The following is an 18,540-nucleotide window of genomic DNA, read 5'->3' as shown; positions in this document are numbered from 1 at the left end:
CGGCGACCACGGATTGGATCCTGGTCATCATGGTGTCCATCACCATCGCCACCGTGGTCGGGGGGATCCTCGTCGGGGAGTTCACCACGGCGGCCGAGTCCATCGACCTGGGTGTGAACCGGTGAGCACGCCCGTCCGGGACAGCCCCGGTCCGAGGTCTTCCGGGAGCGACCGGGGCAGCGCCGAGCCGCTGTTCATCCTGCCACTGGTGTTCGTGATGCTGCTGGGCGTGGTCCAGACAGGGCTGTGGGCGCACGCCCAGCACCGCGCCCAGGCCATCGCCTCCCAAGCCCTGGCAGCAGCCCGTGCCTACGACGGTTCGGCGGCATCGGCGTACGAGCAGGCCGGACAGGCACGGGAGCAGCTGGGCGGCGGGATGCTCCGTCAGATGGAGGTCGACGTGCGTCGGGGAGTAGCCCAGGCGCGGGTGAGGGTGGAGGCGCAGACGGTGAGCCTTCTCCCGGGCGTCGCCCTGCCCGTGGCCTCGGAGGTGTCCGGGCCCGTCGAACGCCTCGCGCCATGAGCGCACTGCTGCGGAAGCGCTGCCGACGCGACGACCGGGGAAGCGCGTCGGTGGAGCTGATCCTGCTCGTTCCGGTCCTTGTCGTGGCTCTGGTGCTGATGGTGATCGCCGGACGCCAGGTCTCCGCCGCGCTGATCACTCAGGACGCCGCCGCAGCGGCGGCACGGGCGGCCTCCCTGCAACGAGGCTCCTCCGCCGCACGTACCCAGGCCCACCAGGCAGCCGAGCGGGAGCTGGCCGACCGGGGCGTGGTCTGCTCCCCGTTCGCCGCCGTGGTGGACGCCTCCGGTTTCGAGCCGGGCGGGACGGTCGGGGTGAGGGTGGCGTGCACGGTCACTGTCATCGACCTGGGCGGGTTCGGAGGCCAGCGCACCCTGACCGCCACCGCGCTCTCCCCGGTCGACCCCTACCGAGGGCAGGAGCCATGACCCGAGTACGCCGAAGGACCTGTCAGCACCGGGACGACGGACACGCCTCGGTGTTCCTCATCATGCTCGTCCCCGTCGTCATGGCGGTGTTCGCGCTGGTCTGGGAGGCCGGGCAGATGCTGGTCACCAAGTCTGAGCTCCTCGCTGCGGCCCACTCGGCCGCACGGGCGGGAACCCACCAGCTCGACACGGTCGCGACCGTCGACGAGGGCGCACCGGTCCTGGACAACGACGGCGCCCGCCGGGCCGCTGCCGACCACCTGCGATCGGTGGGCATGGGCGGCCGGGTGGCGGTCGAGCAGGACCGGGTGGTCGTACTGGCCCGCGCCGCCTACACCCCGGTCCTGCTGCCGATCGCAGAGCGCACGATCGAGGCCGAGGCGACGGCCACCGCGCTCCGGCCCTCGGCGGGCTGACGCTCCGCGAGGCAGTGGGCTCCCCTTCTCCGAAGCAGGTCCGACGCGAAGGAAAGCGAAGAGATATGCCGCGAAGTCCCTGGTCCATGGTGGGCGAAGCGCTGGTCACGGTGGTGCTGCTGGTGGGACCGGCCGTGCTGGCGTCCTCGCTGGGCTGGCCGCTGGACGAGCACACCGACTGGACGTGGCTGTGGCAGTACCTGCGTGGAGGCAGAGTCCCCGACGAGGCCGTGATCGCCGCACTGGCGGTGGTCCTGTGGGGGGTGTGGGCAGCCCACCTGGCCGTGGTCGCCCTTGACGTGATCGCTCTGCTGCGCGGCCTGGTTCCACGGGTTGGGCTGGTGCGGCTGGTGTGGGTGTTGGTCGCCGGGGGCGCCACGGCGACCAGCACCCACACAGCGGCTGTCGCGGCGCAGACGGACGTCCCGGTCCAGGTTCCGGTGCAGTCGGAGAACGCCGCCGACGCGCAGGGCACGGACGCACCGCGTGAGCAACAGGACGGCCGGAACGACGTGGTCGACCGCGCGCGTAACCTCGCCTACTTCGGGTTCGACTCGGCTGCCCTCACCCCTGAGATGAAGCGGTCGTTGGAGTCCACGGTCGGCCTCATCAGCGACTTTGGCCTTCCCGGAGCTCCGGTGACGGTCACCGGACACACCGATCCGGTCGGCGACCCCGACTACAACCTGGCCCTGTCCGAGCGCCGGGCCCGGGAGGTCGCCGATTACCTTGCCCAGCACCTGGGGGAGGAAGTCGAGTTTCGGGTCCAAGGTGTGGGGTCCGCCCAGCCTCCTCCTGCTCTCCGGGCGTCCTACGGGGAGCACCGGCGCGTCGAGATCGCCTACACGCTGCAACCTCCTGCCGCCGCCAGCGAGCCAGCACCGACCGCACCAGCCCAACCGGAGGAGGCCACCGGGGCTGCGGAGGAACCGGAGCCGGAGCGGGTGCGGCTGGAGGTGACCACTGCCAGCGAGCAGGAGACCGGGCCGGACCCCGTCCTGGTCGGTGCCGTGGCCGGAGCAGCCGGTCTGGGAGCGGGGTACGTGGTAGGGCGGCGGCGCGCTTCCGGTGGCCGCGCACGGATCGCGGCCGCAGCGTCCGTGCCGGAAGCCGACGTGGCCCCGGCTGTTGAGGCTCCGGAAGACCTGGTTGCGGAAGACCTGCTGCGAGAGGACCCGGAAGGGCTGGCCAACGGGGTCATCGACCAGGACGGCTACGTGCTCGTGGCGGACACGGTCCGGGTGGACGGCCGTGACGGGCTCTCCTTCACCGGAACCCACGCAGCCGGGGCCCTCCGTGCCGCGGTCGCCGACCACAGCAGCACGGGGCAGGTGATCGTCACCCGGGCGCTTCTGGCCGCCTTGGGCGGAACGGACACGGCGTTCCGCGAAGTACAGGAGGTCGCCGACCTGCACGGTGCGCGGATCGCGTTGGAGTCCGTGCTGCTCACCGCCGCTCGCCGTGTCGCTGAAGAGGACGAAGCGGCGGAAGGTGCGGAGCAGGACGTGGCTCTTCCACCGGTACTGGTGGTGTGTGAGGCCAGCGACCTGGGCCAGGGGCAGGGCCTGCGGGAGGCGATGGCCGCGGTTCCCGGTGCGGTGGTGTTCCTGCTCGGAGACCGCGTCGACCAGACACAGGCGGGGACCGGCCTCTGCTGCGAGGACCTCGACCGGGTGCGGGTGGTGACCGCCGGTGCCGAGGCAGCCCGCAACGGCACGCGCCTGCGCTACCGGTGCCCGGCGAAGGCGCCGCAGAAAGACCACGAGGACGCCTCTGTCTCCGGTCAGAGCGGAGACCTCCCGAAGGAAAACGAACCGGCCACCCCTGTCCTCGCGCCACCCGGATCACCCCGCTCCAAGCGAACGCGCCCCCGAGTGGAGCTGCGCCTGTTCTCCGAGCAGCTCGCAGTCGAGGTGGAGGGACAGGAGGTGCCGGGCCTGCGCACGGTGGGCCGTACCCTCCTCGCCTACCTGGCCCTGCACCCCCACGGGGCGAGCGGGGAGGAGATCGTTCAGACGTGCTTCGGCGCCATGGACTCGCCCCAGGCCGTTTCCGCGCGCAAGAACGCGATCGCCAGCATACGCTCATCCCTACGGGCTGCTATTGAGGATCCCGACCACCACGTCATCGTGCACCGCAACGGCCGTTACGCCCTCGACCCCGATCTTTTCTCAGTGGACCTGTGGTCATTCTCGCGAGTATGCAAAGAGGCACGAGGGCTATCCGGAGATCCTCGGGTCGACCTGCTTCGAGAAGCTGTCAAAGCACATCCAGAGAAGCTCCTCAGTGAGATGGAAGAGGTGTGGGTGGAGCCCACGCGGAAATCCTGTATCCGGGTAGTAGTGGAATCTCTTCTGGAGATCGCGGATGAGACCCGAAGTGAAGATGAGAAGGTGGCCCTCCTGGAACGTGCTTGTCTCTTCGATGAATTCAATGAACCGCTTTACCGGCGCGTCATGGAAATACACGTATCCCGTGGTCGTCCTGAGATAGCACACCAGGTCTATCGGTCACTGAAAGACAAGCTCTCCCTCGTCGGCGAAAAGCCCTCAGCCGCCAGCAAGGCGATCGTCGAAGGTGTGAGCAGGGCGGAGCGGTAGGGATGCAGATGAGGGCTGTGCGGCCGGTTCCCGCTTGCAAGCCGCAGGTGCCGCAGGGGCAGTGAACCTGAACTGAACCCTGGCCAGCGCCCTGGCCAACGCCCTGGCCACCGGGTGGGCCACTCTTGGGTGGCCCATGCCCGTGGCGTGATCAGTGCAGGTCAAAGCCCCTCTGGGTGGGCCAATGGCCGTCCAGACTTATACCCAGTGGGTAGTCATCTTCACGTAGGGGGCGGCGCGCCCCCTTCTCCTGCTCGGCGGGGGCGGCCTACCGGCCGCCCCCGTCCTTCTGCGTACTCCTGTCCTCTCCCTGCTCTCCCCCCTCCCTCGCGGCCCCCAGACTTCGCTTTCTTTTCCTTACTCTATTAACCATGGAAAGCGTCCCGATGCGCCCCTGATGATCGCCCAGTTCGGCGCCGGGGATAAAAAACATGATCGCCCAGCTCGCTCCCGAGCATGCCCGCGTCCCCTCACGCGCGCGTGCGCGGATCCTCTCTAGGGATGCGCGCCGAAAAGATTCCCGGAAAAACCCGCGACACGAGTTGACAGCCCCCCGTCAACCAAGTTCCTATGGGCGTGCTCCCCGGGGCGGAACAACGGTTCCGGGGCGGGCGGGAAAAATTTCCCGCGACACGAGTTGACAAACCCGTGTCACCCAAGGTCACCTTGGCATCCGCCCCGAAGCGGGCACCGTTTACGGGGCGGGCGGAAAAAGGTTAGCGACACGAGTTGACGAACACCGGTCAACCAAGTGAACCTCGGACCGCACACGACAAACACCCGAGAATTCAAGGGGGTTGAGGAATGCGCACCATGCGCGCAATGACGGTAATCGCGGGGCGAGTATTCGCCCGGCCGAGGCCGCCCACGCAGGCCGACATCGCCAATAGGGCGCGTGCCCAACGGGCGAGGCGGGTGGCCGGTGACTACGAGGCGGCGATCGCCCGGGAACTGGCCGCACGGGGACGCGCGGTGCACCTGCACCGCACCGAGGGCGAGAGCCCCGCTGCCCGGCGGGCAGCGGACGACCACGCCCGAGCGGTTCGGTACCGCGCCGAAGTCGGAGCCCTGTTGTTCAAGCTCCACGCCCACCGCGCGGTTCCGGTCACCGGGGCCTGATGAGGCCGGTCTGGGGGTTGCCGCCTCCAGACCGGCCACACCGCAACACCCGCGCCCACCGACAGGTGTGGAGCCAGGACGGCTGGGCGCGGGCCCAACACCACCAACGGAATGGAGTGTGCTGTGAGCACGAGTATGCCCCAAAGCGCGCGGATCCTCATCACCCGCGATCACATCAAGGACCTGCGCGACCACGGCCCTGGCATGTGCCTGACCTGGGACGAGAGCGACCACCAGGTAGGGGTGGCCAGTCCGCACCAGGCGACCATGCCCACCCAGATGATCATCACCAGTTACCAGGGGCTGCGGGAGTTGGCCGAGGACCTCTCCCAGGAGGGGCACGCGGCCACCGACGAGGACCTCGCCCGGGACCTGACCGACATCGCCAGCGACTGGCGGGCTGACTGGCCCGGAATCCGGACGATGAACCTCCAGGTGGAAGACCTGCGCAAGCGCCTGGCGGACGAGTGCGCCTACCTGGCCGCAGCCCCGGTCTTCAGGCTTCCCGCCAGCGGGCTGCCCCAGATGACGGACTACTACCGCCTCGAGGGAAGTACCCACCTCGCGACCGTCACGGTCGGTTTCGGCTTCACCGAACCGACCAGGGTCACCGCCAGCGACCCGGGCGATGGTACCCGGCCGGTCGCCGACCTGACCCTGGGCACCGGTGGCACGCTCACCCACGCCGCGACCAGCCGCCTGATCGCCTCCACGGTGATCTGCGCCCTGAACCAGGACCGCTAGCGCCTACCCGGGGCCGCCCCGTCACCCGGGCGGGCCGGCCCCACCACCCGACACTCCTGCGCCGAGCGCTGTGTTCGGCGCGCCCACAAGAAGGAACTTCACGTGTTCAAGGACGTGTCCACCGTGGCGATCACTGACTGGTTCGCCTCCGCCGAGATCACCTTGCGCATGCTGCGCACCCTGGACAGGATCGGCCCCGGCGGGGTGATCATCGCCGATCTGTACCGGCGCGACTACTACGCCACCCACTCGCGCACCCTCGACCCCGCCAACCAGACCTCCTTCATCGTGTACGGCTACCACGACCTGGTCCGCGACCTCGAGATGCACACCGAGGAGTACGGGGGCGGGGACGTGAACCGAGGCTGGGAGGAGCTGGTTCCGGCGGTCGACTGCACCGTCTGGGAACGTTTGGACGATGAGGTCGAGGACATCGCCGCCACCGGGTTTGTCGTCACCCGGATGCGCCAGACCATGCACAAGCTCGGGTTCGACCTGACTGCCGGTCCGTTCTACTACGGCCGGTATGCCCGCCGCGGTGACTACACCAGCCCAGTCACCCGGATGGTGCGGGATCGCTACGCCTACCGGACCGACCCGGCCATCACGGTCACCGTCAAGAGCCCGACCGACGAGAAGACCGGCGCACTGTCCTCGATCACGATCAGTGACAACGGCAGCCATGTGACCGGATGGCCCACGCGCATGCGTAACCAGTTCGCGACCGGGCCCAACGCGCACCGCACGCGCGACGCGGTCGAGGCCTACCTGCGCCGCACCCGTTCCTAACCGCCACCTCACCGGGCCGCCCCGTCCCCGGGGCGGGGCGGCCCCACCACCCGACACCCCATGCGCCGAGCGCTGTGTTCGGCGCGCCTACCCGAAGGGACTTTTTCGTGCCCGTATACCGCCCTATGCGTGAGCGGCTCGCCGACCAGCACCTCACCGACAAGCTCCTGCAGGCCCTGGCCCGTACCGGACCCGGTGGGCTCATCACCTTCAGCACCTACTCAGGCGGGTACCACCTCATCGGTGCCGAGTGGCTCCTGGCCACCGACCGGGAAACGATCGTCTACGGCTACGGCGACCTCCTGCACGACCTGGAATGGGCATGCATGCTGCCCTCCGGCCGCGCCTGGCCCGCGCTCGTCGCCGCAGCCGACCACATCGCCCACGCCTGCCTGGAATGGGAGCCCTGGGAACCCGCCCGCCCGCGCCGCCGCACCGCGCTGGACTGGCTGCGCGTAGGCATGCGCCGCAACGGATTCGCCCTGCTGCGCCGCCCGCTCTACACCGACACCGGCGAACTGCGTCGCCTCGATGACACCTACCTGGACACCGTCCACCCCGACGTCACGGTCACGGTCGCCACTCCCTACCCCGACGCGGCCGCGGAGGAGTCAGCGACCTTCACCTGGTTCACCCACCAGGGGCGCTTCATCACCAGTTGGCACACCCCCGCCCGGGACCAGCGCCACCTTCCCGGCCAGATCCGCGACCGCATCACCGCGCACCTGACCGCTCAGGCCTGACCCGCACCCGGCCGGGCTGCCCCGTCACCGGGGCGGGGCAGCCCTCACTCACACCACCGCTCTACGAAGGGATCCGTCTGCCATGACCACGACCACCTCTACTCCGCGCCGATCCGCTACCCGTACCCGCGACCTCGTCCTGGCCGCCCTGGCCGAGGCCACCGAACCCGTCACCGTCACCGAGCTGGCCGAGCGTGCAGGGGTGGGCAAGTCCACCCTGGGCAAGCACCTGCCCGCCCTGGAGAAGGACGGGCTGGCGGTGCGCACCCCGGGCGGACGAGACGGACGTCGCCGCCTGCCCGACACCTGGCAGGCCACCACCTCGGACACGGACCTGAGGGAGAACACCGCACCCCAGGCGACCGACCACGCCGAGGAGGAGACCGAGACCGTCTCCGCCGAGCTCGCCTCCGTACCGGACACCGCTGCGAAGGAGTCCCCCGAGGTGGACGTTCCCGCCCCGGCAACGCAGGAGGCCTCTCCGCAGGCGGGCTCCGAGTGGGCCCCGGCAGAGGAGGCGACCACGACCGAGGACCAGAGCCCGACCACCACAGACGCTCCGGCGCTACCCGCTGCGCCCCGGCCGGATTCCGACGTTCGAGGCACGGCTACGGCGACCGCCACCCGTATCAGGGTCACCGCTGGGGAGGGCCTCAACCCGGTCAGCGGCAGCACCCGACTCGCACCGGGCGAGCTGAAGCTGATGGTCAAGGCCATCTTGGACGCCGACCCGGGCGAGGAGTTCACCGCGACCGAGATCAGCCACCTGCTCCAGGGCCGCTCCATCGGAGCCATCCAGAACAACCTCGCCCGCCTGGCCACGGAGGAGCGCGCGGTACAGACCTGCGACAAGCCCCGCCGCTACCGCTCGGCCAAGCACCCCACCTAACCCGCCACCACCCGGGGGTGCGGGCACCTGAACAGCCCGCACCCCCACCTCGAAAATACCCCCACCTGTATAGGGCGGGGTGGTGAACCCACCCCGCAACCCAACGAAGGGACGACCCATGACGACCCGCTCCACACTGGAGGAGTCGGTGACCGCCTACCTGTCCGACCCCGACACGACGCCCACCACCGCAGGGCTGGCCGAGGTACTCGCCCACGGCACCGGCCCCCACGGCCACCAGCTCATGCGCCTCCTTTTGGCCCGACACGCCTACCTGGCGACCAAGGGCCAGGGCATGTGGGCCCACACCTCACCCGAGGCCGACACCCCCATGCCCGCACCGGTCACCGGCCTGGCCGCCCTGCGCTACGCCCAACTCCTGGCCTGCGCCGTTCGAGAAGGAGCCGTCACCGCCCGCCGCGCCTGCGAGGCGGCTGCCACCACCAACACCAACAACGCCGGGCACCTGCTCACCGCCATGGGCGACGCGGGGTTCTTCACCCGCCACCGCGCCGCCCGCAGCGGACCGGGCAACACCGGCCCCCGAGTGGCATGGAAGATGGCCCAGGAACAGGATCCACAGGTAGCAACCCACCTGAAGCTGCCCACCGCCCAGGACCCCCTCCCCTCGGCCCTGGTGGAGGAAGTGACGGCCTGGGCGGCCTGCGACGGGCACGGGGAAATGCCCCAGAGCCCTGAGGCCATGAAGCACTCCCGCACAGGGACGACCACCCCCAGCGCGGAAGAGGCCCGCGAGGCGATCCACGCCTTCCTGGCCCAACACCCCAAGGGCACCCCCACACCCGAGGTCCTCGCCCACTTCAGGGCCAGCTACAAAACCGCCACGGTCAACTACAACCTCAAGTGTTTGGAAGCGCAGGGCCGTGTCCTCAGGACCACCGACACCCACGCCCACGTGTGGTACGCCCTGGCACCAGCCACCCCGGGCCCGCAGCGGCCCCAACCCGTCGCCACGGCCAGCGCCGCCCACGGCTCGGCCCAGGCCCGTCCGCCCCTGCCCACACCCGAAACGATCGCCGCCTCCGCCCTCAAGGGTGATTGGCGACCGGTCGGGGCCTGCGGATGCCACCTCGCCCCCGACGGGGCACCTCTGCCCGGCGACGCCGAAGCACGCCGGTTGCGGGACCGCACCGCCACCTCCGTGACCGAGCTGGTCCGGGCCCTGCACGCCGATGCCGCACCCGAGGAGGCGCACACCATCGCTACCAGGGCCGCCACCGACCTCATGCCGGTGCTCAGGACCCACCTCGCCGAGGGCCTGGCGCGCTGGGCCGAACGGCTGGAGTTCACCCGCGCCGACCACTACGCCTGCGAGGCCGAGCACCAGCTCGCCCTGTACCGGGTGAGTGTGCTGCGCGAAGTCATCGACTGGCTCGCCACCACCGGCAACGACACCGACCAGACCTAACCCACCACCCCGGGGGCGCGGGCCCCTGAACAGCCCGCACCCCCACCTTCCACATACCCTAGGGGAGTATCAATGTTCGACGTTGCCTGGACCGTGTTCGACCTCGGCTGCCTGGAGTGGAAGTACGCCCTGACCCTGACCGGGCTGTGCGTGAGCGTCACCCTGATCGGGATCGTCAACCGCACCAGCCGCCTACTCAACACCTACTACGTGCGCGGCCAGTGGCCCGGCATGGTCCACCACGACGAGCGGGGCCCGGGAACCATCTGCGGGCCGTGCGGCCACCACCTGGCCACCCACGACCGCGCTACGGGGCGGTGCTGCCACGGCACCCCGCTGGACCACCTCGCGATGATCATCGCCCTGCCCATGCCCCTGCTCGTGCGGGACATGCTGCAGCAGGCGGGCTGCCCCTGCCGCCTGAAGGGCAAGCGCCCCTGACCCCGACCGCGCCAACCGGGTGAAGGCCCCCGGCCCGCACCAGCCCCGCGCTGGTGCGGGCCTTGGGCCTTCAACATGCTGCGACTTCCCCCAGTTTTTTCCAGGCCGGTGTCGCATTCGCGATGGGGATGTCTTCTTAGGGGTTCATCAGGGCGAGAACAACGAAGGGGGATCCTGATGACCCACACCCTCAACAACACCGGGGCGGGCAGGCCACCGCTGGCGGTCTGGCTGTGTGCGCCCACCGTGCACCAGCCACCTCCCCCCGGCGGGGACCTGGTGCCGGTGCCGCGACGGTTGGCCCGCCGCCTGGTGGCCGAGTACACCCGCCCCGGTGCGATGGTCGCGGACCTGACCGGCACCAGCCTGGTCGCCGAACAGGCCGCAGCCGCGGGGCGCTCCTGCGAGGTGGCCCCGCCCACCTCCCCGCACCGGCCCACACGCGGGGAGCGGGAGGTGGCCTGGGCCGACCTGACGGCCCTGACGGTCAGCGCCGAGGTCGACCAGGAACGGCAGACGCGCGAGCGGCGGCTGCGGGCACGGATGCTCTTCGCCGCGACCATCACCCGCCCCGGCGGAATCATCGCCGCCATCACCGCCCTGGGACACACGCCGCAGGGCGAGGTGGTCGACCCCGCGCCGGGGCTGGTGCGGGCCGCCTCCTGCGCGGGGCTGGTCTACCTACAGCACGTCATCGCGATCACCGCACCGCTCTGCGAAGCCGGACTCGGTGCCACCATCCCGGTCCGGGGTGAGGGGTTCGACCCCGAGGAGGCAGAGATGGAGGCGGGGTTGCCGGCCTCGGTGGCTGACGCGGCGGCCTCCATCACCTCACCCGCACACCTGAACGTGTCGGTGTTCCGCCTGCCGAAGAAGGGCCACACCATGACCGCGGACGTCCCCGGGGAGGTGGACGCATGACACAGGACTATCAGGAGGAGCTGTTCGACGACGCGCACCCGCACGAGCACCCCGAACAGCCGGGTGACCGGGCGAGTGGTGCGGGGTGGTCGGTGTGGCTGACCGGCCAGCAGCAGGCCCGCCAACAGCGCGGCACCCGCTACTCGCGCCTGTCGGTGGAGCACCCGGCCAAGATGCTCCCGGCCATCGCCCGCCACGCCATTCGCACCTACACCCGACCCGGGGAGGTGGTGTTGGATCCGATGTGCGGGATCGGCACCAGCCTGGTCGAAGCCGTCCACCTGGGCCGCAACGTGGTCGGGGTGGAGCTGGAACCCAAGTGGGCCAGCATCGCGAGGCTGAACCTGGAAGCCGCCACGGCCCGGGGAGCCCACGGCCAGGGCCGGGTGCACACCGGCGAAGCCGCCCGCACTCTCACCGGTCTGGCCGACACCGCCCTGGCGGGGACGGTGCGGTTGGTGCTGACCTCGCCCCCGTACGGATCCATGACCCACGGACAGGTGCGCTCGCGCCGCGACGGCGCCGAGGCAGTGGAAAAACACGCCCACGTCTACTCCCGCGACCGCGACCGGCGCGCGGACAACCTCGCCTACCAGCGCCCACACGTGCTGGCGAGCTCCTTCACCCGGATCATGGCCGCCTGCAGACCGCTGCTTGCCCCGGGCGGGATGGTCGTGGTGACCACCCGCCCCTACCGCAAAGACGGACGCCTCATCGACTTTCCCGGCCAGGTCGCCGACGCCGCACGCAGGGCCGGGCTGGTGCAGATCGACCGGTGCGCGGCGCTGCTGTGCGCCCTCAAGGACGGGGAGGTGGTCTCGCGGACCTCGTTCTTCCAACTCATCGAAACCAAACGCCTGCGCAAAGAGGACAAGCCGGTGCACGTGATCCAGCACGAGGACGCGCTCGTGTTCACCAACCCCACCCCGGCCGCGGGAGAGGGGAGCGCTGCGGCATGAGGCCACCCACCCCCAACCCGGCTGCCGTTGCCACCACTCGCCGTGAAAGGACACCTGGCCCTGTGGGCTTCTCCGACACCGCATCCGCCGACCTGCGCAGGCGCATCATCGACGACATCCGTACCCTGGCCGACTTCCTCGACCTGAACCCCGAGTTGCCGGTGGGGCCGCACACTCGGGTGGAGGTCGTCTACTTCCCACACACCGACACCGACGACGAGGCCTTCGATGAAGTGGCAGACGTCGCCGCCCTACTGGGCCGCATCCCGGCGTGGGAGGGCGAGCACTACGTGGTCGAACACGCCCACGGCGCGGGACGGTACCGGGCGGTGGCCATCCCCGAACACACCCGGGCCGCCTACCGGGCCTGGCTGACCTACACCGGTCACGTGCGCCCCGACTGACCAGCGACCCGCTGGGGCGGGGCCGACGTGGGGCGCTGTAGTGCCCCACGTCGGCCCCACCGCCCCAGCCCGGCCCCGTCACCCCAGCCGGGGCACGGGTGGCCGACAGGGGCCGCCTGTGGCCCTGACCAGTGAAAACGGCATACCAACCGAAACGGGTGGGTGGTTGACGGGGGAGCGTGAATCCGTTGGGAGATACATCAAATCCGCTTGACCACCTCTACGAGGTCGAGCGTGGATGCGTGGTGCCCCGCCATATGCGGGGCCGCGCACCGTATCCGTGCAGGTCACAGACGGGGGAGAGGTGGGACGGGTGGGTGTGAAACCTTCCCTTCGGCTCGATGAGGTGGGGTCGTTGCCGGTGGTGCTGGATCCGGTGACGGCCGGGCGGATGCTCGGCCTGGGCCGCACCACCGCCTACCGGCTCCTGCGTGAAGGTGCCTTTCCGGTGCCCGCGTACCGCACCGGTAAGGCGTGGGTGGTGCCCACCGCCGGAGTCCTGGTCCACCTCGGCCTGGACCACCTGGCCTTCCCTTCACGGAACGAGTGTGGGTGCGGTGCGCGTGACGACCACAGGAAAGGTGAGAAGTAGATGGCTTCTCATGACGGATCGGTGTTCAAACGCTGCGGATGCCGCGACCAGATGACCGGCAAACTCCTCGGAGTGAAATGCGCGAAGCTGCGCCGGGAGGAAGGCGGCTGGAACCCCCGGCACGGGGAGTGGGGCTTCCAGTTGGAGCTGCCCCGCACTACCGAGGGCAGGCGCCGTCAGGCCAGGCGCACCGGGCTCGCTTCCCAGGACGAGGCGCAGAAGGCGATCGACCACATCAAAGCCCTCATCGGCCTGGCCGACGAAGAACCAGACGTCGAGGTTCAGGTCGCCGACCTCATCCAGGCCGCCCTAGGGGGCCGCCACCGCCTCCCCGAAATCGAAGAGGTCAAGCGGCGCATCGGCGCCGGAGTGCGCATCCGGGAAACGGTGCCCACCGTCGCGGCATGGCTGACCGAGTGGCTGACGGGCAAACCGGACCTGGCCCAGAAGACTCGCCTGTCCTACGACGGACACATCCGCCGGTATCTGGTCCCGCATCTGGGGCAGACCCGCCTGGACAAACTCACCTCCTGGCAGGTCGAGGAGATGTTCGCGGCCATTGAGGAGACCAACACCCACATTCTGGAGTGCCGTGAGTCCCTTGAGGCGAAGGTGCGGAACTCGGTGAGGGGACAGCGGGTGATCTCACTGACCACCAAGCACCGCATCCGCGCCACGCTGCGCAGCGCCCTGTCCGAGGCGGTGCGCCGCCCGGACCTGCCGGTGTCGGTCAACATCGCCTCCCACGTGCGCCTTCCGTCCTGCCCGCGTACGAAGCCGCTGGTGTGGACAGCTGACCGGGTGCGCCAGTGGCAGGTGGACGGGGTGGTTCCCGGTGAGGTGATGGTGTGGACCCCGGAGCAGACCATCACCTTCCTGGCCCACGCCAAGAAGTACACCTGGCTGTTCCCGCTCTTCCACCTCATCGCCGTCAAAGGCCTGCGCCGAGGAGAGGCGGTCGGGCTCCCGTGGGCGAACACCCGGCTCACCGACGGGCAGGTGGACATCCGCACCCAGGTGGTGACCCTGGGCTGGAAAACAGCCACGACCACGCCCAAGAGCGCGGCAGGCCAGCGCACCATCACCCTGGACAAGGACACCGTGAAGGTGCTGCGCTCATGGAAGAAGTTCCAAACCGAGGCCCGACTCCAAGCAGGAAAGACCTGGAACGGCACAGGGCTGGTATTCACCCAGCCCGGCGGGACGGGCTGGCACCCGGGGCAGGTAACCCGATGGTTCAACCGGATCGCCAAGGCGGCGGGGCTGCCGCCGATCCACCTGCACGGGCTGCGCCACGGCGCTGCCTCGCTCGCGCTCGCCGCGGGAGCGGACGTGAAGGTGGTCTCCGGCGAGCTCGGGCACGCGACCACCCACTTCACGCAGGACACCTACCAGACCGTGTTCCCCGAGGTGGCGCGGGCAGCGGCTGAGGCCACCGCCGCGATGCTCAGGCCCGTACGCGCATAACGGTGTCGTAGCCGAAGCGGCGAGCACACCAGGAGCCGCACAGCACCACCGACCCCAGGCCTGTCCACGGGTTCACCCCGACTGGCCTGGGGTTTCCTCGCGCTCGGGGCCGGTAACCTATCGGATCAAAGGTCTCCTGGCGGCATGAGTAATAAATAGAGCGGACTCGGAGCTCAATTTTAATGTAAGAATTACAGTGTTATTCTATCACTTTTTACTTGCGATGGGGCTGGGTTGCAGTATGGAGGTTCCATAGAATACCTTCATTTCCTTGAATAAGTTCACGGCATGAGTTGTATTCCTCCATGGTGAGAAGATCCGTGTGTGCTGCAGGATTCCTATATTTCTGGGTTAGCTCTCGGGTTGAATCTATGAACCCATCTTGTGAGAATAGCCAGTCTGAGTGGGGCCAGTTGAGGCTGAGGTTTCGAAGTGAGCTTACGAGAATGCTGCTAGATCTTTGTCTGTGAGGGGCCGATGCCTCAGCGAGAAAGTGGGCCAAGCTGCCGAGTTCTGGTGGCTTGCTCCTGCCGGTGCAAAATTTTGCTACGCGTCTGAGGCGCCCGTCTCGAAGATCCTCGGAGAGGTCGAATTGTTCAGTGACATTTCGAAGTGGTTCGGCAATAAGGCGGATTGATTCGACCTCAAGAGCTTTGCATAGACCAATGATGGCTGCCGACCAGTCTAGTTCTGTGGCTCGCAATGAAAGTCTGCTGGCGACGGCTTCGGATGTCGCTATCATTGTCAAAGCAGGTTGCGATAGAAGTTTGGCGCCCTCCTGTCGGCTTAGAAGGTTCTTTCGGGACTGCTCCACTTGATCTCTTGTCGTGAACTCTTGAAGTGCTCGAAAGAGTTCATTGTGTTTTTCGCTGTCCGGGAGTTCTCCTGACTTGATTTCCCAAAGCGAGAGGAGATGGCCGTAGCATGCGTTGCAAAGCAAGCGCTGCCAATCGCTGAGGATTGTAGCTACCAGTTTCGACTTCTTGCTTCGGCTGCATCTGTTGCATTCAAACCCGGTTGATGCTGATAGGCGATACTGGCAAAGTGGGCCGCGCTGAGGGTAGGTCTTTATGATGTCGAAGCGAAATTTATTTTGCCCAGGGCGAGCGTGTGACATGAGATCCTTTGGGTCTATGGTGCCGCCTCCTTTGGGGGTGCAGAATGCGACCTTTTGATGCGTTGTAGTTGGTGGAGGGGGCGGGGGTGGAATCACTATTCTTGGATAGAATGTCTTATGCGGAAGGAAAGAGAGTGGAAATACTATCGATGGTGACTAGTTTTCCTCGTGTCGGAGACAACAGTTTGCCGAGCCATCCGTCTTGGGGCAAAAGAGATTCAATCTTCGTTCGAGCATCGCCGCGCGCCTCGGCGTTTCCGTCACCGCACAGTGCGTCGTACGTCCGGAGTCGATCGGCCAATAGATCATAGAGGCGAACGGCCGCGCCGTGATTAATCAACACGGTCCTGTCATGCGCGGCTTCGACCGCGTCGTCCTTTACAGTGCCTGCTGGGGTGAGTAGGCAGCCGTAAACACGAGTTTTCACTGAACGCCTGTTTTCGACTTCGATCTGACCGAGTAGCTGGTTCACATCGTTGCGGATGAGTGGGTTTGGTTTGCCCGTCTTGACTTCCCATACGCGGCGCTCGGCGCGCTTGGCAGTAGACCAAGTCCAGCGGCAGTCAGTCGCACTCTGTTCACGTTTCGGTGGGCGTTCGCCACTGGCACCGGCGAGTCGAGCGAGTACCTTCAGTCCTTCGCACTGCTGATCGTGGTTGCCTGTGAGCAAGATTCGGCCTTTGGAGAGAGCACGGTCAAGCCTGACCCCGGCTTCACGACGCCACTCGTCCCAGGCGAGGAAGATCCGGTCGATGTCATCAGTCGGACGCTCATAGCCTTCAAGGTCAGCTACAGTGCGGGCCAGTCGACGGAACCAAGCGGTCCGTGGTCCGTTCTTAGTGACGTCATCCAGAACCTCTCGCGCAGCGGCCAGGTCCTGGGCACGGCCTCGGTCGAAGTGAGCGTGGGCCTCAACATAACGCCAGAACGCCGCATGCTCGGTTTCCCCGGCAGCAACCAGCTGTGCCGCAGCCTCGCGGGCCTTAACTGCAGCACTCGTGTGGTCGCCGATCCATAGGTCGGTCGCTGCCGAGACCTCGGCATCAGAGCTGGATACGTCACCGCTTTTGCCAGTGCCGCGCCCGGGGCGAGCCTTGCGCCGAGATGGTGATTGTTCGCCAGATGCACTCGAATCGGGGGTCCGCTCGGACTGTTCCCAAAAGGCATCACACGTGCGCAAGGTGCCCTCCCAGCCTTGGTCGTACCGTTCCAAGGCCGCGCGGATGGTGGGTGTAGCGTTTTCAGGCATGGACTTACGGACCGCAGGGTCGGCGAGCACCTGTGCGAAGCTGGGGTCCAGCCCGAGGTAAAGGGATCGGTCCGTGGCGTCGCGGTTGGCACGCCCCAGGGCTTGGGTGATGCGCTGACCGACGCGGTGGCGCATGAAACTGGCGTCGCCAAGGTAGGCGACGACGAAACGTTCGAACTCGCTACTGGCCTGCGGGATCGAGACGATGATGACTAGCCTGCAAACGTCACCCGCAAGATCGAGACCGTCGTAACGGCCTGCGGTAACAAGGTGTCCGCTCGCGGCCCGGCTCCAGGTGTCCACTATCCCGTCATCGCCAGGCCGAAGCCGATAGACCGTTTCTTCAGCCTCAATGAGGGCTTCCTGAAGAGTGTCAGCCTCCGTGTGGCTAGCGCACAGCCAGGCCGCTCGCCCGCCCGCAGCGCGGGCTTGGCTCAGCGCCCAATCGAGCACGGTGGAGTCGAACGGGCGCTCCGAACTGGGGTTGAGCACCAACAGCCGCTCGCCGGTTGCGCCCGGAGGGAGCGGTTGCGCGGGCTCTAGCCGGGTGACCGGGCCGCCACCGACACGTCGTTGCAGATCATCCATTGAGCCGAGTGTCGCGGAGAGATAGATCCGCTGCTTAGCCTGGCTGTACCAAGTGTTGAGCGTAGTCGGCGGATGGTACGGGCGGATCTCGATGCCGGACTGCCCGATGAGCACTCCGCACCGGCTGAGATGGTCACGGATGGTAGGCCAGACGTATTTGATCTCGTCCTCGTTGATGAGGGGTGATTCTTCAATGGCGTCGCGAGCAGGGCCTGCGATGGCCGCCCAGTCCTTGAATGACAGCAACTCGGGCGGGGTGCTGGACTGGGCGGTACCTTCCAACATCGCCTGCAAACCAGGGTAGGCGTCGGTGTGTGCCGCCAAGAGTTCGCAGATCGTTTGGTAGAGCTCGCTGGCAGGGCCTTGCTTGTCGGGGATGCGTAGGGTCTGCAGCCCGCTTAGTGGCTGCTCGGCGAGGTGGGCGTCGTCGAAGATGACCATGTCGGCTGGCTGAGGGACAGGGCTACTGTTGAAGTAGACCCAATAGTTCATTACACCGACCGCTTGCGCTTGGTGGTAGTCGTCGAGCTTGGCCCCGCCGTAGTCCTTTGCAGCGAAGCGGACAACGTCCAATCCCAGTGCGTTGGCCTCTTCTTCGACCCGTTGCGCAAGTTGGCGGGTGCCGGTCAGGTAGGCCACTGACCATCCTTGGTCCAGGGCATAGTCGGCGATCAACAGGGCCAGGAGAGTTTTGCCCTCGCCGGTCGGCATCTCGATGGCTAGGTCTACAGTGCCGCGATACTGCTGGGCATACGCGGTGAGGACTTGGCGCTGCCCCTGCCGTAGTTGGGCGAACCTCGCGGATCCGAACCCGGCGAGGCGCTGGTCGAAGTCCGGTACCGCTGCATGTGCCATCGTTTCTCCTCTGGTCAGTGTGCTGTGCACTTTACGGCGAGGAAGCCGACCCGACCGAGCTAGCTCTGCTCCTGCTATCTGGTGAACGGCACCAGTTAGTCGATCAGGGGCATTTTGCCAGTGCCCATGGGTGCTGGGGGCCTTTTAGATCATCAGGTTGCGCTAGTCGTCGACGACAGCGCGGGGCGGCGACCGTATCGGGGCATGTGGGCGGCTGACGCGCCCGGGTGGCCCTGGGGTAGGGGCGCGTCAGCCGCCCACATGCCC

General features: G+C 67.6%; 17 protein-coding genes. 16 read left to right on the top strand and 1 reads right to left on the bottom strand.

Annotation, left to right across the window (positions count from 1 at the left end; translation table 11 throughout):
- The first annotated feature begins 121 nt into the window (after positions 1-121).
- The 16 genes from ABD54_RS03140 to ABD54_RS03065 all read left to right on the top strand — a co-directional run bounded on the left by ABD54_RS03140 (position 122) and on the right by ABD54_RS03065 (position 14,464).
- Complete coding sequence (locus tag ABD54_RS03140) at positions 122-523, top strand: TadE/TadG family type IV pilus assembly protein (RefSeq protein ID WP_235431954.1); 402 nt, start codon at positions 122-124, stop codon at positions 521-523.
- Positions 520-951, top strand: a complete 432-nt coding sequence (locus tag ABD54_RS03135) for a TadE/TadG family type IV pilus assembly protein (protein ID WP_047867920.1) — start codon at positions 520-522, stop codon at positions 949-951. Before ABD54_RS03140 ends, ABD54_RS03135 begins: the two co-directional genes overlap by 4 nt.
- A complete protein-coding gene (locus tag ABD54_RS03130; protein ID WP_082166664.1) occupies positions 948-1,367 on the top strand; it encodes a pilus assembly protein TadG-related protein in 420 nt (139 codons plus the stop codon). Before ABD54_RS03135 ends, ABD54_RS03130 begins: the two co-directional genes overlap by 4 nt.
- 86 nt (positions 1,368-1,453) lie before the next feature.
- Positions 1,454-3,967 (top strand): OmpA family protein, encoded by a 2,514-nt coding sequence (locus ABD54_RS03125; RefSeq protein ID WP_053063513.1) that lies wholly within the window; start codon positions 1,454-1,456, stop codon positions 3,965-3,967.
- A gap of 822 nt (positions 3,968-4,789) precedes the next feature.
- A complete protein-coding gene (locus tag ABD54_RS03120) occupies positions 4,790-5,086 on the top strand; it encodes a hypothetical protein (RefSeq protein WP_130397930.1) in 297 nt (98 codons plus the stop codon).
- 123 nt (positions 5,087-5,209) lie between these two features.
- Positions 5,210-5,830, top strand: a complete 621-nt coding sequence (locus tag ABD54_RS03115) for a hypothetical protein (RefSeq protein ID WP_235431953.1) — start codon at positions 5,210-5,212, stop codon at positions 5,828-5,830.
- 102 nt (positions 5,831-5,932) lie between these two features.
- The gene (locus tag ABD54_RS03110) at positions 5,933-6,619 is read left to right on the top strand and encodes a hypothetical protein (protein ID WP_047867915.1); all 687 of its coding nucleotides are present in this window, start codon (positions 5,933-5,935) and stop codon (positions 6,617-6,619) included.
- Between the two features lie 107 nt (positions 6,620-6,726).
- On the top strand, positions 6,727-7,362 hold the full coding sequence (locus ABD54_RS03105) for a hypothetical protein (protein WP_152691980.1): 636 nt from the start codon (positions 6,727-6,729) through the stop codon (positions 7,360-7,362).
- An 82-nt stretch (positions 7,363-7,444) separates the two neighbouring features.
- Positions 7,445-8,251, top strand: coding sequence for a MarR family transcriptional regulator (locus ABD54_RS03100; RefSeq protein ID WP_047867913.1), 807 nt, complete (start codon positions 7,445-7,447; stop codon positions 8,249-8,251).
- 118 nt (positions 8,252-8,369) lie between these two features.
- Entirely contained in the window at positions 8,370-9,680 is a 1,311-nt protein-coding gene (locus tag ABD54_RS03095) for a hypothetical protein (RefSeq protein WP_047867912.1), read from the top strand.
- A gap of 72 nt (positions 9,681-9,752) precedes the next feature.
- Complete coding sequence (locus ABD54_RS03090) at positions 9,753-10,121, top strand: hypothetical protein (RefSeq protein ID WP_047867911.1); 369 nt, start codon at positions 9,753-9,755, stop codon at positions 10,119-10,121.
- 177 nt (positions 10,122-10,298) lie between these two features.
- Positions 10,299-11,042 carry a hypothetical protein gene (locus ABD54_RS03085; protein ID WP_082166663.1) on the top strand — a complete coding sequence of 248 codons (744 nt, stop codon included), beginning with the start codon at positions 10,299-10,301 and terminating at the stop codon, positions 11,040-11,042.
- Entirely contained in the window at positions 11,039-12,001 is a 963-nt protein-coding gene (locus ABD54_RS03080; protein WP_082166662.1) for a DNA methyltransferase, read from the top strand. The genes ABD54_RS03085 and ABD54_RS03080 overlap by 4 nt, the downstream gene beginning before the upstream one ends.
- A gap of 62 nt (positions 12,002-12,063) precedes the next feature.
- Complete coding sequence (locus ABD54_RS03075) at positions 12,064-12,405, top strand: hypothetical protein (RefSeq protein ID WP_047867910.1); 342 nt, start codon at positions 12,064-12,066, stop codon at positions 12,403-12,405.
- Positions 12,406-12,724: 319 nt separating this feature from the next.
- Positions 12,725-12,997, top strand: a complete 273-nt coding sequence (locus ABD54_RS03070; protein WP_235431952.1) for an AlpA family transcriptional regulator — start codon at positions 12,725-12,727, stop codon at positions 12,995-12,997.
- Complete coding sequence (locus ABD54_RS03065) at positions 12,998-14,464, top strand: site-specific integrase (protein WP_047867908.1); 1,467 nt, start codon at positions 12,998-13,000, stop codon at positions 14,462-14,464.
- A gap of 1,232 nt (positions 14,465-15,696) precedes the next feature.
- On the opposite strand, the gene ABD54_RS03060 is transcribed toward ABD54_RS03065, so the two are convergent.
- Positions 15,697-18,273, bottom strand: a complete 2,577-nt coding sequence (locus ABD54_RS03060; protein ID WP_047867907.1) for a DEAD/DEAH box helicase family protein — start codon at positions 18,271-18,273, stop codon at positions 15,697-15,699.
- Positions 18,274-18,540: the final 267 nt, after the last annotated feature.

The organism is Nocardiopsis sp. RV163 (assembly GCF_001029525.1).
GTDB classification, from domain to species: Bacteria; Actinomycetota; Actinomycetes; order Streptosporangiales; family Streptosporangiaceae; genus Nocardiopsis; species Nocardiopsis dassonvillei.
The sequence above is the reverse complement of the archived record's forward strand: the minus strand, read 5'-3'. Positions and strand labels throughout refer to the sequence as shown.

Excerpts from the sequence above, each read along its gene's own strand:
- ABD54_RS03100 (WP_047867913.1), top strand. The coding sequence starts at position 7,445 with ATGACCACGACCACCTCTACTCCGCGCCGATCCGCTACCCGTACCCGC.
- ABD54_RS03095 (WP_047867912.1), top strand. The coding sequence starts at position 8,370 with ATGACGACCCGCTCCACACTGGAGGAGTCGGTGACCGCCTACCTGTCC.
- ABD54_RS03090 (WP_047867911.1), top strand. The coding sequence starts at position 9,753 with ATGTTCGACGTTGCCTGGACCGTGTTCGACCTCGGCTGCCTGGAGTGG.
- ABD54_RS03130 (WP_082166664.1), top strand. The coding sequence starts at position 948 with ATGACCCGAGTACGCCGAAGGACCTGTCAGCACCGGGACGACGGACAC.
- ABD54_RS03120 (WP_130397930.1), top strand. The coding sequence starts at position 4,790 with ATGACGGTAATCGCGGGGCGAGTATTCGCCCGGCCGAGGCCGCCCACG.
- ABD54_RS03065 (WP_047867908.1), top strand. The coding sequence starts at position 12,998 with ATGGCTTCTCATGACGGATCGGTGTTCAAACGCTGCGGATGCCGCGAC.
- ABD54_RS03135 (WP_047867920.1), top strand. The coding sequence starts at position 520 with ATGAGCGCACTGCTGCGGAAGCGCTGCCGACGCGACGACCGGGGAAGC.
- ABD54_RS03085 (WP_082166663.1), top strand. The coding sequence starts at position 10,299 with ATGACCCACACCCTCAACAACACCGGGGCGGGCAGGCCACCGCTGGCG.
- ABD54_RS03060 (WP_047867907.1), bottom strand. The coding sequence starts at position 18,273 with ATGGCACATGCAGCGGTACCGGACTTCGACCAGCGCCTCGCCGGGTTC.
- ABD54_RS03080 (WP_082166662.1), top strand. The coding sequence starts at position 11,039 with ATGACACAGGACTATCAGGAGGAGCTGTTCGACGACGCGCACCCGCAC.
- ABD54_RS03125 (WP_053063513.1), top strand. The coding sequence starts at position 1,454 with ATGGTGGGCGAAGCGCTGGTCACGGTGGTGCTGCTGGTGGGACCGGCC.